Source organism: Streptomyces sp. NPDC026538, from assembly GCF_055567535.1.
Genome location: NZ_JBVHQG010000001.1, coordinates 694,943 through 708,229 on the forward strand (window position 1 = coordinate 694,943; position 13,287 = coordinate 708,229).

At 73.2% G+C, this 13,287-nt stretch carries 13 protein-coding genes; 7 read left to right on the plus strand and 6 right to left on the minus strand.

Features of this window, described 5'->3' with window-relative positions:
• Positions 1-20: 20 nt before the first annotated feature.
• Positions 21-464 (plus strand): DnaJ family domain-containing protein, encoded by a 444-nt coding sequence (locus tag ACZ4N4_RS03225; protein WP_453577456.1) that lies wholly within the window; start codon positions 21-23, stop codon positions 462-464.
• Here ACZ4N4_RS03225 and ACZ4N4_RS03230 read toward each other — a convergent pair.
• Together ACZ4N4_RS03230 and ACZ4N4_RS03235 are read right to left on the minus strand one after the other, a co-directional pair.
• Complete coding sequence (locus ACZ4N4_RS03230) at positions 450-1,046, minus strand: hypothetical protein (RefSeq protein WP_453577459.1); 597 nt, start codon at positions 1,044-1,046, stop codon at positions 450-452. The two genes, ACZ4N4_RS03225 and ACZ4N4_RS03230, sit on opposite strands and share 15 nt — an antisense overlap.
• Before the next feature lie 5 nt (positions 1,047-1,051).
• Positions 1,052-1,705, minus strand: a complete 654-nt coding sequence (locus ACZ4N4_RS03235; protein WP_453577462.1) for a hypothetical protein — start codon at positions 1,703-1,705, stop codon at positions 1,052-1,054.
• Between the two features lie 153 nt (positions 1,706-1,858).
• Here ACZ4N4_RS03235 and ACZ4N4_RS03240 point away from each other — a divergent pair, with 153 nt between their 5' ends.
• Positions 1,859-2,356, plus strand: coding sequence for a GNAT family N-acetyltransferase (locus tag ACZ4N4_RS03240; RefSeq protein WP_467583840.1), 498 nt, complete (start codon positions 1,859-1,861; stop codon positions 2,354-2,356).
• Here the strand turns inward: ACZ4N4_RS03240 and ACZ4N4_RS03245 are convergent.
• Positions 2,349-4,382 (minus strand): DHA2 family efflux MFS transporter permease subunit, encoded by a 2,034-nt coding sequence (locus ACZ4N4_RS03245; RefSeq protein ID WP_467583842.1) that lies wholly within the window; start codon positions 4,380-4,382, stop codon positions 2,349-2,351. The two genes, ACZ4N4_RS03240 and ACZ4N4_RS03245, sit on opposite strands and share 8 nt — an antisense overlap.
• A gap of 205 nt (positions 4,383-4,587) precedes the next feature.
• On the opposite strand from ACZ4N4_RS03245, the gene ACZ4N4_RS03250 reads away from it, so the two are divergent.
• On the plus strand, positions 4,588-5,676 hold the full coding sequence (locus ACZ4N4_RS03250) for a peptidoglycan-binding domain-containing protein (RefSeq protein ID WP_467583845.1): 1,089 nt from the start codon (positions 4,588-4,590) through the stop codon (positions 5,674-5,676).
• 200 nt (positions 5,677-5,876) lie between these two features.
• Here ACZ4N4_RS03250 and ACZ4N4_RS03255 read toward each other — a convergent pair whose 3' ends face one another.
• Together ACZ4N4_RS03255 and ACZ4N4_RS03260 are read right to left on the minus strand one after the other, a co-directional pair.
• Positions 5,877-6,533, minus strand: coding sequence for an HAD-IA family hydrolase (locus tag ACZ4N4_RS03255; RefSeq protein WP_453577474.1), 657 nt, complete (start codon positions 6,531-6,533; stop codon positions 5,877-5,879).
• Between the two features lie 183 nt (positions 6,534-6,716).
• Complete coding sequence (locus tag ACZ4N4_RS03260; protein ID WP_453577477.1) at positions 6,717-7,298, minus strand: TMEM165/GDT1 family protein; 582 nt, start codon at positions 7,296-7,298, stop codon at positions 6,717-6,719.
• Positions 7,299-7,721: 423 nt separating this feature from the next.
• Here ACZ4N4_RS03260 and ACZ4N4_RS03265 point away from each other — a divergent pair, with 423 nt between their 5' ends.
• The 4 genes from ACZ4N4_RS03265 (at position 7,722) to ACZ4N4_RS03280 (ending at position 12,991) form a co-directional block, all read left to right on the plus strand.
• A complete protein-coding gene (locus tag ACZ4N4_RS03265; protein WP_362725750.1) occupies positions 7,722-8,366 on the plus strand; it encodes an HNH endonuclease family protein in 645 nt (214 codons plus the stop codon).
• 172 nt (positions 8,367-8,538) lie between these two features.
• Complete coding sequence (locus tag ACZ4N4_RS03270; protein WP_467583848.1) at positions 8,539-10,164, plus strand: alkaline phosphatase D family protein; 1,626 nt, start codon at positions 8,539-8,541, stop codon at positions 10,162-10,164.
• A 134-nt stretch (positions 10,165-10,298) separates the two neighbouring features.
• Complete coding sequence (locus ACZ4N4_RS03275) at positions 10,299-12,272, plus strand: FAD/NAD(P)-binding protein (RefSeq protein ID WP_467583851.1); 1,974 nt, start codon at positions 10,299-10,301, stop codon at positions 12,270-12,272.
• A gap of 107 nt (positions 12,273-12,379) precedes the next feature.
• A complete protein-coding gene (locus ACZ4N4_RS03280; RefSeq protein WP_467583854.1) occupies positions 12,380-12,991 on the plus strand; it encodes a DedA family protein in 612 nt (203 codons plus the stop codon).
• A gap of 55 nt (positions 12,992-13,046) precedes the next feature.
• Here the strand turns inward: ACZ4N4_RS03280 and ACZ4N4_RS03285 are convergent, their stop codons facing one another.
• Positions 13,047-13,280 carry a DUF2277 domain-containing protein gene (locus tag ACZ4N4_RS03285; protein ID WP_360486953.1) on the minus strand — a complete coding sequence of 78 codons (234 nt, stop codon included), beginning with the start codon at positions 13,278-13,280 and terminating at the stop codon, positions 13,047-13,049.
• Between the last annotated feature and the right edge of the window lie 7 nt (positions 13,281-13,287).

Genomic DNA, 13,287 nt, shown 5'->3' on the forward strand with positions numbered 1-13,287 from the left:
GCGTCCGGCACAATGAAGTCATGACCGAGCGAAAGCCACCCGGGGTGCCGTTCGAGTCCTGGGTCGACAAGCAGATCCGTGATGCGCAGCAGCGCGGTGACTTCGATCAACTCACGGGCGCGGGCGAGCCGTTGCCGGCCGACCTGGACACGCCGTACGACGAACTGTGGTGGATCAAGCGGAAGATGGCCCGGGAGGGCCTGGTGATGCTGCCTCCGGCCCTCGCGTTGCGCAAGGAGGCCGAGGACGCCCTGGCGGCCGCCTACGCGGCCCCCTCGGAGCGGATCGTCCGCGGGATCATCACGGAGGTCAACGTGAAGATCCGGGACATGATGTTCAAGCCGCCGCCCGGGCCCCCGCTGGGCAAGAAGCCGTACGACGTCGATGAGGTCGTACGCCAGTGGCGGGAGCGCCGGGCGGCGGCCGGGTCGGAACCGGACTCGGGTGACTCAGATGTGCATTAGCCGGTCCGCCAGTTCGCGGTAGTCGCGCAGGGCCAGCCGGAGCTGCTCGGTGTCGGCCGTGCCGGGGTGGTCCCGGTCGGTCTCCTGCCAGCTGCCCCGCAGGGTACGGCGGCGCCGGTCGACGGCGTCGGTGAGGCGGGCGCTGAGTTCCTCGAGAGCCCGGTCGGCCTCCTCCACGGCCGCGCGCGGCTCGTCGACGAAACCGGTGACCGCGTGCTGCAGGCGTCGCTCCAGCTGCCCGCACTCCTCGTTCGGCATCAGCCGGTCGTCCTGCGCCGCCGGCCGGTCGTCGGACGTCCGGCGGTCGTCGTTGCGCGTCGGCCGGTCGTCGCGGGCCGTCGCCGGCGCGTGGCCCGGACCTTCGCCGGCCACCAGCACCGCCTGCCCGGGCGCCTCGTCCCGGTCGGCCCGACGCCCCGCCGCGATGTCCTCGCGTCCGGGGGTGGTCCCCCCGACGGGGGCGTCGCCCTGGCCGGTCGTGCGCTCGGCGGTGCGCTCCTCACGTCCCGGCATCGCTTCGTCGCCGGGGTATATGTCGCCGCTCCCCTGCGGGCGGCCCTTCTCTGTCCTCGCGTCGGTCATGTCGGTCAGCTCTCCTTCGGACGGCTCCGGTCGGCGGACCAGGGCAGATGCGGGTGGCCGCCGGTGTCGGCACCGACACCGGCGCGGTGCCGGCCGGTCTCGCCGGTCGACGGGGTGACCAGGTCGTCGAAGAGGGAGCGGGCCTCGATCATGGCCGTACGCATCTCCTCTGTACCCCCCTGGTCCTGCTGGGCCCCGTCCACGGGCGCCTGGGCGGCACGGTGGACGCGTCGGTAGCCGTCGACGTGGTCGGCGTGGTGCACGGACAGCGCGGCGATCTGGTCGTCGAACTCGGCACCGGCCGGGAATCCACGGGCGGCCGCCACTTCGGCGAGCAGCCGGTCGATCTCGGTCACGGACTCCCGCGGCGAGTCGACGAAGTGTTCCTGTGCGGTCGTCCAGCGGGCCGCGTAGCGTTCGCGCTCCGCCGGCTCCAGCGGCCGCTCGTTCAGGTCGCCGTGGCGCTGCACCCGTTCGGCCAGCTCCTGCTCGGCCGCCTTGGTGTCGCCGCTGTGCTGGGCCACGGCCCGCTCGTACTCGGGCCCGAAGCGCTGCTTCAGGCCGTGCGGGCCATGGCTCCTGGAGCGCGCGGCCAGTACGGCCGCGACGACGACCACGGCGGCCACGATCACGATCGCAATGATCAAGCCTGTGGACATGGTTGCCTTCCGGTGTCTCGGCCCGACGGGCCGGCTCGCCCTCCGGGTGACCCGTACGGCGCCCCGCAAACAGCCCCGGTTCATGCGGGCCGAACCGGGCCCGCACCGAATCCGGTTGCGCGACCCACCCGCACCCGCTGGAGACTGCCGTCCATGACCACCTGGACGATCACCCCGGAACGCCCCGACTCACCCGTGGCCGCCGCCCTGTGGCGGGCGTACTACACAGAGGTCAGCGACCGCTGGTACCTGCGCCACGAGGGCCGGCGCACCGACGCGGCTGAGCTGGAACGCGAGATCGCCGCCCTTCCGGGGTCCGAACTCGCCCCGCCCACCGGGCGGTTGCTGATCGCACGGTACGAGGGTGCACCGGCCGGCAGCGCGGGCGTACGGCTCCTGGACCCGGCCACCGCCGAACTCACCAGGGTGTTCGTGCACGAGGGGCTGCGCGGCAGGGGTGGTGCCGCGCTCCTCGTCGCGGCGGCCGAGGACGCGGCCCGCGCGCTCGGGGCCGGACGGCTCGTGCTGGACACCCGCACCGACCTCGTCGAGGCCCGCGCCCTGTACGCACGGCTCGGCTACACCGAGACCGCACCGCACAACGACGACGTCTACGCCGAGCACTGGTTCCGCAAGGAGCTCGTCAACTGACCTGCCGGGTGGCCGGGTTCTGGGGCTGTTCGCGTTCGGTGCCGCACAGTTCGTCGGTCAGGTCGCGCACCAGGCGGTCCAGGTCGGTGGGCCGGTCGGAGCTCCACCAGTCGCCGAGCAGGCCGGCCAGGGACTCCTCGCGGGCCGTGGCGAGCCGTTCGGCGATCGCGCGGCCCTGCTCGGTCAGGGTCAGGTCGAGGCCCAGGCGGTCGACGAGGTGCCGCTCCTCCAGCTGGCGGGCGCCCTCCAGGACGACGGTCATCGGGACGGCCCCGCGCTCGGCGAGCCGGCCCGGCTCCACCGAGCCGTACCTGCGGATGCGCAGCAGCAGCCAGCCGGCGGCGGGCAGCAGGTCCACCCCGGCCCGGTCGTTGATCTTCCGGTAGATCTCCCGGCGGCCCTCGCGGGTGCCGAGCAGCGAAAGGGCCCGGCAGCACTCGTCGTACGACGAGCGCTGCACCGGGTTGGGCGGGATGGTCTCCGACGCGTCCGGCGCGGTGACCGAGCCGCGCAGCCGGTCCTCCTTGAGGAACCAGGCCAGGACGAAGCCGAGGGCGGCCACCGGGGCGGCGTACAGGAAGACGTCGGTGATCGAGGACGCGTACGCGTGCAGGGCCGCCGGGCGCAGCGCGGGCGGCAGTTCGGTGATGCCGCGCGGGTCCGCCTTGAGGGAGTCGGGGGTGACACCGGCCGGGAGGCGGACGCCCTGGAAGGCGTCGGCCAGCTTGTCGGCGAGCCGGCTCGCGAAGACCGAGCCGAAGATGGCCACGCCGAAGGAGGCGCCGATGGAGCGGAAGAAGGTCGCGCCGGAGGTGGCGACGCCGAGGTCCTCGTACGAGACGGAGTTCTGCACGATCAGCACCAGCACCTGCATGACCAGCCCGAGGCCCAGGCCGAAGACGAAGAAGTAGCAGCTCATCTCGATCGTCGAGCTGTGTTCGTCGAGCCGGTGGAGCAGCAGCAGGCCGAAGGCGGTGACGGCGGTGCCGGCGATCGGGAACACCTTCCAGCGGCCCGAGTGGCTGACGATCTGGCCGGACAGGGTGGAGGACAGCAGCAGGCCGATCACCATCGGCAGCATGTGCACACCCGACAGGGTCGGTGAGATGCCCTGCACGACCTGGAGGAAGGTCGGCAGGTAGGTCATCGCGCCGAACATCGCGAAGCCGACGATGAAGCTGATCACGGCGGCGAGCGTGAAGGTGCGGATGCCGAAGAGCTTCAGCGGGAGCACGGGTTCGGCGGCCCGTCGCTCGACGGCCACGAAGGCGACGGCGAGCAGCACCCCGAGCACCGCCAGCCCGGTGATCTGCGGCGACCCCCAGCGCCAGGTCGTCCCGCCCAGCGAGGCCACCAGCACCAGGCAGGTGGCGACGGCGGCGATCAGCAGCGTGCCGAGATAGTCGATCCGGTGACGGGCGGTCCTGCGCGGAATGTGCAGCGCGACCGCGATCACGGCGAGCGCGACCACGCCGACGGGCAGGTTGACGTAGAACACCCAGCGCCAGCTCAGGTGCTCGGTGAGCACCCCGCCGAGCAGCGGCCCCAGCACGCTGGTCGCGCCGAAGACGGCACCGAACAGGCCCTGGTAGCGCCCCCGTTCACGCGGCGGCACGAGGTCCCCGACGATCGCCATCGACAGCACCAGGAGCCCGCCGCCGCCCAGCCCCTGCAGGGCGCGGAAGCCGATCAGCTCGCCCATGTTCTGGGCCATCCCGCACAGGGCCGACCCGACCAGGAAGATCACGATCGCCGCCTGGAAGAGCCGCTTGCGCCCGTACTGGTCACCGAGCTTGCCCCACAGCGGGGTGGCGGCGGTGGAGGCCAGCAGGTAGGCGGTGACCACCCACGACAGGTGCTCGAGCCCGCCCAGGTCGCTGACGATCGTGGGCAGCGCGGTCGACACGATGGTCTGGTCGAGCGCGGCCAGCAGCAGGCCGAGCAGCAGCGCACCGATCGGGACGAGCACATTGCCGGGTACGTGCTCCGCGTCCTTCGCCTGGGTGTGCGTCATGTCCAGGGCCATGGAGACCTCCCGGGGTGCTTTCAGCCATCTTCCATCGTGGAGGTTGTCACCCGGTATGGCCCGTCGAGACCTCTTCGCCCCGTCCGAAACAAGGGGATCCGGCGAACGTACGTGTGGGTGCGCCGCATAACCTGTGGAGTTCGTGAGGGGACACGGGGGGACCACGAGGGGACACGAGGGCACACGAGGGGAGGGGACGAACACCGTGACGGACACGACCGGAGCCCATCGGTGCCCGGAGTGCGGGGCGCCGAGAGGGGCGGACAACACGCCCTCCTGCGACTGCACCCGGCGGGCATCGGACGCACTGCGCGACGCCCGTACGGCAGCACAGGCGGCCGCGGAGGACTTCGACCCACTGCGGATACGGCCGTACGTCGATCTGTCCGGGGCCGAGACCGCAGCCGGGGCCGGGACCGGAGCCGGGGCCGGGACCGGGGCAGGGACCGGAGCCGGGGCCGGGACCGGGGCAGGGACCGGAGCCGGGGCCGGGGCCGCCGAGGCGGAGGCCGACGGCGGGGACGGAACCGGCGGCAGGGGCGGTGGTGATGCCTGGGCCGACGAGGGGAAGACGCAGCCGCTGACGGTGGTCGGGTCGGCGACGATGCCGTTGCGGGTGGTGCGGGAGCCGGCGGGCGCCGGTGCGGAGCTCGGGGAGGCGTCCGCGGCCTCTCCCGGTCAGGGAGAACCCGGTCGGCGCCGGCCCCGGTGGGTGCTGGTCCTGTCGATCGCTGGGGCGGTGGTCGGGATCCTCGCGGTGGCCGGTTTCGCGAGCGGGCTGTTCTCCCATGTGACGCCGACACGGGACACGGCGGCGCCGAAGGACGTCCGGGAGAGCGTTCCCGACGTGACACCGAGTACGGGGTCGCCTTCACCCACGGCGCCGGTGACGTCGGCGGGGGCGCCGGCGCCGGCCGTGCCGTCCGCGACCGCCGACGTGAGCGCGTCGCCGACGGCCTCGCGCTCACGGACGGTGAGCGCGAGTCCGTCCGCGACCGCATCCCGCTCGGTCGCACCGACCCAGTCGGCGTCGACGACCGGTACGGCCGCCTCCGCCCAGCCCACCTCGGCACCGGTCCTGCGCCTCGGCGACAACGGCGCCGAGGTGACGGAACTCCAGCTGCGGCTGGCGCAGCTGAGGCTCTTCTCCGGGAGGGCCGACGGCCACTACGACCGCACGACGGAGGGCGCGGTGCGGACGTACCAGCTGGCGCGGGGGATCCTGACGGACGAGTCGGGGGTGTACGGGACGGCCACCCGAGCCGCCCTGGAGTCGGAGACGACCGAACCGTAGGGAGGGGGCCGGAGGGGGTGGCTGCGGTTGTCGGTCAGGTGCGGGTGGGTGGGGGCAGAGCGCGCAGTTCCCCGCGCCCCTTCCCGGCGTTGACCCTGAAGCCGACTTCGAGGACAACCTCCTGGGGGCGCGGGGACCTGCGCGACCAGCCCCCACCGGGCTCGCACTCACCCCACAACCGCACCACCCCCACCGCCGCCTCAGTCGACGTACACCCGCAGTGAACCGTCGGCCGCGGTCTCCACGCGCACCCCCGTCAGGTCCCGCACCACCGCGTCCGGCCCGTGCACGCCCGCCCGGGCCCCGACGCCCACCACCCGCATGCCCGCCGCGCGCCCCGCCGCGATCCCCGCGCCCGAGTCCTCGAAGACCACGCAGTCCGCCGGGGCGACGCCCAGCTCGGCCGCGCCCTTCAGGAAACCCTCTGGGTCCGGCTTGCTCGCGCCCACCGACTCCGCCGTGATCCGCACCGCCGGCAGCGGCAGCCCGGCCGCCGCCATCCGGGCCGTGGACAGCGCCACGTCCGCCGAGGTCACCAGGGCGTGCGGCAGCCCGTGCAGGGAGGCGAGGAAGGCCGCGGCGCCCGGGACCTCGACCACGCCGTCCATGTCGGCGGTCTCCTCGGCCAGCATCCGCGCGTTGTCCGCGAGGTTCTGCTGGACCGGCCGGTCCGGCAGCAGCACCGCCATGGACGCGTGCCCCTGGCGCCCGTGGACGACCTTCATGACCTCGTCGCCGTCCAGCCCGTGCCGCTCGGACCAGCGCCGCCAGATGCGTTCGACGACGGCGTCCGAGTTGACGAGGGTGCCGTCCATGTCGAGCAGGAGGGCGCGGGCGGGGAGGACGGTGGCCGTCATCGGGCAGCTCCTAAGCAGGCCGGGCAAAGCAAAACAGAGCGGCCCCGCCCGCCGGTCAGGGAAAACGGGCGGGAACCACTTTGTTTCTCTACGGTACAAAACGGAGCGCCCATCCCGCCACCGCCGTCCCCGACCGTTCACCGACTCTTCAGCTCGCCGGACCCCCCACGGGACACGTCCGGCTCAGCCGGCGATCGCCTCCCACAGGCTCCACACGCCCAGCGCCAGCATCAGCACGGCGGCGATCTGCGTGATCAGCCGCAGCGGCACCTTCTTCATCAGCGCCTTGCCGCCGACGATGCCGAGTCCGGCCACCGCCCACAGGCCGAGCACCGCGCCGAGACCGACGGAGATCGGGTCGTCGTACCGGGCCGCGAGGTTCGCCGTCATGATCTGCGTGAGGTCACCGAACTCGGCGACCAGGATGAGCATGAACCCGGTTCCGGCGACCTTCCAGAAGGACTGGTCGGCGGGCTTGCGGATCTCCTCTTCCTCCTCGCCCTTCTTCAGCAGCAGCACGGCCGCGCCGCCGAGGAAGAGCACGCCGGTCAGGGCGTGCACGATCTGCTGGGGCAGCAGGGTCAGCGCACTGCCGGCCGCGACGGCGAGCACGACGTGCAGGAGGAAGGCGGCCGCGACGCCCGCGAAGACGTAGGACGCCCGGTAGCGCGTGCCCAGGACGAGGCCGGCGAGCGCGGTCTTGTCGGGCAGTTCGGCGAGGAAGATGACGCCGAAGACGAGCGCCGTCACGGTGATGCTGATCAAGGGTCCTCAATCGGTCGGGGCCACCCCACCGAGAGTGCTGCACTTCGCGCGGAACACACGACACCTCGGCACGGCAGCACACATGGATCACCCGCGCCGCTGTGCGGCACAGGCGTGCACTGCTTGCCGAAGGTCTCGCTGGCGGCCTCGTGATCGAGGTCCGCCTCCGGGCGCCGGCTCAGACGGGCTGAGCAGTATGTCGACGGTCCGGCGAAGAGCTACTCCCCTTCAACGCCGTCCACGGTACGTGACCACCACACCGATTTCCAAGGCCGAAGTTCCCGCCTGTGAGTCACGTCGCACACCTTGTCGTGTCATGCACACGTCACTAGCTTCTTACCCAACGCTCACCCCTCGGCAACACGGCCACGCGAGCATTCCCTCGCTCGCGCTCCAACACCCCACCCCCACCAGGGAGTTCGCATGCCGAAGTTCTACGCGCGTCGACGACTCAGCATACTCGCGGCATTCACCGGCCTGATAGCCTCCGCCGCCCTTTTCAACTCCCCGAGCGCCTCCGCCGCCCTCCCCACGCCGGTCAGCGCGTCCACCGCGCGCACCTACCTCGCCTCGCTCACCGTGGCGACCGAGGTCAGGACCGGCTACGCGCGCGACCTGTTCCCGACCTGGGACACCATCAGCGGTACCTGCAACACCCGTGAGTGGATCCTCAAGCGCGACGGTTCCAACGTCGTCACCAACTCCGCCTGCACCGCCACCAGCGGCAGCTGGTACTCCCCCTACGACGGCGCCACCTGGACCGCCGCCTCCGACGTCGACATCGACCACCTCGTGCCGCTGGCCGAGGCCTGGGACTCCGGTGCCCGCAACTGGACCACCGCCCAGCGCGAGGCCTTCGCCAACGACGTCACCCGCCCGCAGCTGCTCGCCGTCACGGACAACGTCAACCAGTCCAAGGGCGACCAGGACCCGGCCACCTGGATGCCGTCGCTGACGTCGTACCGCTGCACCTACGTCCGCGCCTGGGTCCAGGTGAAGTACTACTACGGCCTCTCGGTCGACTCCGCCGAGAAGAGCGCGCTCACCAGCTACCTCTCCGGCTGCTGACCCGACCGGCGGGCAGCCGGGCGCACAGAGGGTCCCGCTTCCCCCGCGTTCCGGTCACGCTCCACCCCCCTTCCCGCCTCTTTCCCGGGTCGAAGCCTCCCCGCTGACCTCCGTCGTTCCGTACCGTACGGGGCGACGGAGGCGAACCGACCGGGAAAGAGGGCGGGCGAACGTGGCCGGACTGCGCCTGGGACCACTGCTGAGGTACACCGACGGCTCGTCGGCGACCGTCTGGGTCGAGACGAGCCGTCCGTGCACCGCCGAGGTGCGCTGCCCGGACGGGGCCGGCGGCAGCACGCGCACCTTCCAGGTGGCCGGCCACCACTACGCCCTGGTCCCGGTCACCGGGCTGACGCCGGGGACTTCGACGCCGTACGAGGTGATCCTGGACGGCACGCGGGTGTGGCCGCTGCCGGACTCCCCTTTCCCGGCCCCGGTGATACGTACGGCCGCCGAGGGCGACGAGCTGCGGGTGACCTTCGGCTCCTGCCGCTGGGCCGCTCCCCCGGCCGACGACCAGGACCCGGTCGGCCCCGACGCCCTGGACAGCCTGGCCGCACGCGTCGCCGCCGGCGGTGAACGGCCGGACGTACTGCTGCTGCTGGGCGACCAGGTGTACGCCGACGAGACCTCGACGGCGACCCACCACTGGCTGGCCGCCCGCCGCGACCTGTCGGAGCCGCCCGGCGCCGAGGTCGCGGACTACGAGGAGTACACCCACCTCTACTACGAGTCCTGGCTCGACCCCGAGGTGCGCTGGCTGCTGTCCACCGTGCCCAGTTGCATGATCTTCGACGACCACGACGTCATAGACGACTGGAACACCTCCGCCGCCTGGCTCGCCGACGTACGGGCCACGCCCTGGTGGCGGGAGCGGCTGCTGAGCGGGCTGATGTCGTACTGGGTGCACCAGCACCTGGGGAACCTCTCCCCCGCCGAGCTGGCCGCCGACCCGCTGTACGCGGCCGTGTGCGGATCCCCCGACGGCACCGACGCGTTGCGCGCCTTCGCGGCCGAGGCCGACACCGATCCGTCCTCGGTGCGCTGGAGTTACCGGCGCGACTTCGGGCGGGTACGGGTGCTGATGGTGGACACCCGGGCGGCCCGGGTACTGGACGAGGACGACCGCGCCATGCTCGACCCCGGCGAGGCCGAGTGGCTGCGCGAACAGGCGCTGGCCGACCGGGAGTCGTACGACCATCTCCTGGTCGGCACCTCGCTGCCCTGGCTGCTGCCGCATCTCGTACACGACCTGGAGACCTGGGACGCGGCCCTGTGCAGGGGCGAACGGGGCGCCCGCTGGGCCAAGTTCGGGGAGCGGCTGCGCCGCGCGGCCGACCTGGAGCACTGGGCGGCCTTCCCGGCCTCCTTCGCCGAACTGGCCGGCCTGGTCGCCCGCACCGGCTCTGGTCCCGGGGCGCCCGCGTCGATCTGTGTGCTCTCCGGGGACGTCCATCACGCCTACGTCGCCGAGCCCGCTTGGCCGGCCGGCACCGGGCCCGCCGCCCGAGTGCTGCAACTCACCTGCTCGCCCGTCCACAACTCGGTGCCGCCGACGATCCGGGTCGGATTCCGGTTCGGCTGGAGCGCCCTGGCCCGGTTCCTCGGGCGGCGGTTCACCCGGCACGGACGCTGTGCGCCACCGCCGGTGACATGGCGGAAGAGGGGCGGGCCGTGGTTCGGCAACCAGCTCATGACGCTGACCCTGCACGGCCGTTCGGCCCGGCTGCGGCTGGAGCGGGCCCGGCGCAACGGGACGCTGGAGACCGTGGAGGAGTCCGCCCTCACCGCTCCATGAGGGACATCCGAGGCGAGTGGGGCGCGCGTTGGCTTCTGTTAACCGCGGCGGCATGATGAGGCGGACCGTCCGCTTCCTGATCCCGTGCGGGCGGTGTTCCTGCCCAGCGCCCCACACGCCCGGGAGTCACGTACTTGTCTGCCTCGCCCCAGGAATCCGCCCCGGTCGCCGTCGCCCTGGTCGGCGCCGGCCCGCGCGGCACCAGCGTCCTGGAACGCCTCTGCGCCTCCGCACCCGAACTGCTGCCCCCGGGATCGCGTCTGACGGTCCATGTGATCGATCCGGCGCCGCCGGGCCCGGGCCGGGTCTGGCGTACGGCGCAGTCGGCGGAGCTGCTGATGAACACCGTGGCGAGCCAGGTGACCCTGTTCACCGACGACAGCGTGGAGTGCTCGGGCCCGGTCCGGTCCGGCCCCAGCCTGTACGAGTGGGCGGCCGGCGAGCTGGGCCCCGACGACTACCCGACCCGCGCCCACTACGGCCGCTACCTGGAGTGGGTGTTCGCGAGGACGGTCGCCCGGGCACCGGAGGCGGTCCGCGTGGAGACCCACCGCGGCCGTGCCGTACGGCTCGCCGACGACCCCGACGGCCGCCAGACGCTCACCCTCGACGACGGCCGCGCCCTGTCCGGTCTGGCAGCCGTGGTGCTGGCCCAGGGCCATCTGCCGGCGACGGCGACCCCCGAGGACCGCCGCCACCTGGCACACGCCGCCCGGCACGGCCTGCGCCACATACCGCCCGCCAACCCGGCCGACGTCGATCTCACCCCGATCGCCCCCGGCGAACCGGTGCTGCTGCGCGGCCTCGGCCTCAACTTCTTCGACCACCTGGCCCTGCTCACCACCGGCCGGGGCGGCCGTTTCACCCGCTCCCCCGACGGCGCCCTGCACTACACGCCCTCCGGCCGCGAGCCCCGCCTGTACGCGGGCTCCCGGCGGGGCGTCCCCTACCAGGCGCGCGGCGACAACGCCAAGGGCCCGTACGGGCGGCACACCCCACTGCTGCTCACCCCCGAGGTGATCGCGGGCCTGCGCAAACGCGCGGACTCCGGCGAGGCCCCCGACTTCCTCGCGGAGGTCTGGCCGCTGGTCGCGAAGGAGGTGGAGACGGTCTACTACACGGCCCTGACCGGCGACCCGGACCTCACCGAGCGCTTCCTCACGGCCGACGGCCGACCCGCGGAGACCGCCGTGCTCGACGGCGCCGGCGTCCCGGAGGCGGACCGCTGGTCCTGGGAACGCCTCCAGCGCCCGTACGGGGGGCGGGAGTTCGCCGGCCCGGCGGACTGGCACGACTGGCTCCGCGGGCACCTGCGCGAGGACGCGGCACAGGCCGCCCTCGGCAATGTGCGCGGCCCGCTCAAGGCGGCCCTGGACGTGCTGCGCGACCTGCGCAACGAGATACGGCTGGTGGTCGACCACGGCGGCCTGACCGGCGCCTCCCGGCGGGCCCACCTGGACGGCTGGTACACCCCGCTCAACGCGTTCCTGTCCATCGGGCCGCCCCGCCGCCGCGTCGAGGAGCTGACCGCGCTGCTGGCGGCGGACGTGGTGGCGGTGCTGGGCCCCGGTCTGGAGGTGGACCGGGCGGACGGCGCGTGGCTGGCGCACTCGCCGGAGGTCCCCGGCTCGGCGGTCCGGGTGACCACGCTCATAGAGGCCCGCCTCCCGGAGCCGGACCTGCGCCGTACCGCCGACGAGCTGCTGGCCGGGCTGCTGCGCGAGGGCGCGTGCCGCCCGCACCGGGTGGACGGCCACGAGACCGGGGGGCTGGACGTGACCCCACGCCCGTACCGGCTGATCGACCGCGACGGCCTGCCGCATCCGAGGCGGTTCGCCTTCGGCGTGCCCACGGAGGGCGTGCACTGGGTGACCGCGGCGGGCGCCCGGCCGGGCGTGGACTCGGTCACCCTGTCGGACGCCGACGCGATCGCACGAGCGGTCCTCCGAACGGCCACGCCGGCCGGAGAGCAGCCGGGGGCGGAACGAGGAGAGCAGCGGGGGGCGGCGCAGGGAGTGCAACCGGCGCCGGAGCAGGGAGAGCAACCGGAGGCGGAGCAGCCGGACGCGGCGCGGGGCGCCGGGCGGGACACGCCGGTGGCCGCTTAATCCTTTGCGGATTACGCAAACCCCCCGTGAAACTCCTGTCACACCCCCCGCGTACGCTGTATGGCTGACGTCGGGGGGCGCAACAGGACAATCACGGGGGAACCGTCGTGTGGGAAAGCATGGGGTCGCTGGAGGCCGGGCCATGGATATACGCCATGGTGGCGCTCTCCGTGCTGCTTGATGTGTTCCTGCCGGTCCTGCCCAGCGGTGTGCTGGTCATCACCGCGGCCACGGCAGCGGCGGCGGGCACCGGGGCGGCTCCCGGGCGCGTCCCGCACGTCATACCCGACATCCTCGCGCTGACCTTCTGCGCCGCCGCCGCGTCGGTCCTCGGCGACCTGGTCGCCTACCGGCTGGCCTGGCGCGGCGGGGCCCGCCTGGACCGTGCGATCGCCCGCTCCCGACGGCTGAGCAGCGCGCAGGAACGTCTCGGCGAGGCCCTGTCCCGGGGCGGCGGCGCCCTGGTCGTACTGGCCCGATTCGCCCCGGCCGGCCGCTCGATCGTCTCCCTGGGCGCCGGCGCCACCCACCGCCGCGTCCGCGAATTCCTCCCCTGGTCCGCGCTGGCGGGCCTCAGCTGGGCGGTCTACAGCGTCGCCCTCGGCTACCTGGGCGCCCAGTGGCTGGGCGCGACCTGGCTGGCGACGGCGGTGTCGGTGGTGGCGCTGTTCGGGGCGGGAGCGGGCGCGGGGTTCCTGATGCGAAGACGCCCGGCCTGATCCGTACGTCCCCCGGCGCTTCGAGGGGCCGGGAGCGTCCGGGAGCCCCGCGTCCTCAGCCGGCGGCTTCGCGCACCGCCTGCCCCCGCACCTCCAGCCCGCCGAGCAGCGCGGCGGTGGCCTCCGCCACCGCGTCCACCGCCCGCTCGAACACCTCCCGGTTGTGCGCGGCGGGCGCCCGGAACCCGGACACCTTCCGTACGTACTGCAACGCGGCAGCACGGATCTCGTCCTCGGTGGCCTCCTCGGCCAGCTGAGGCGGACGCAGGGTCTTGATACTCCGGCACATGTCCCCA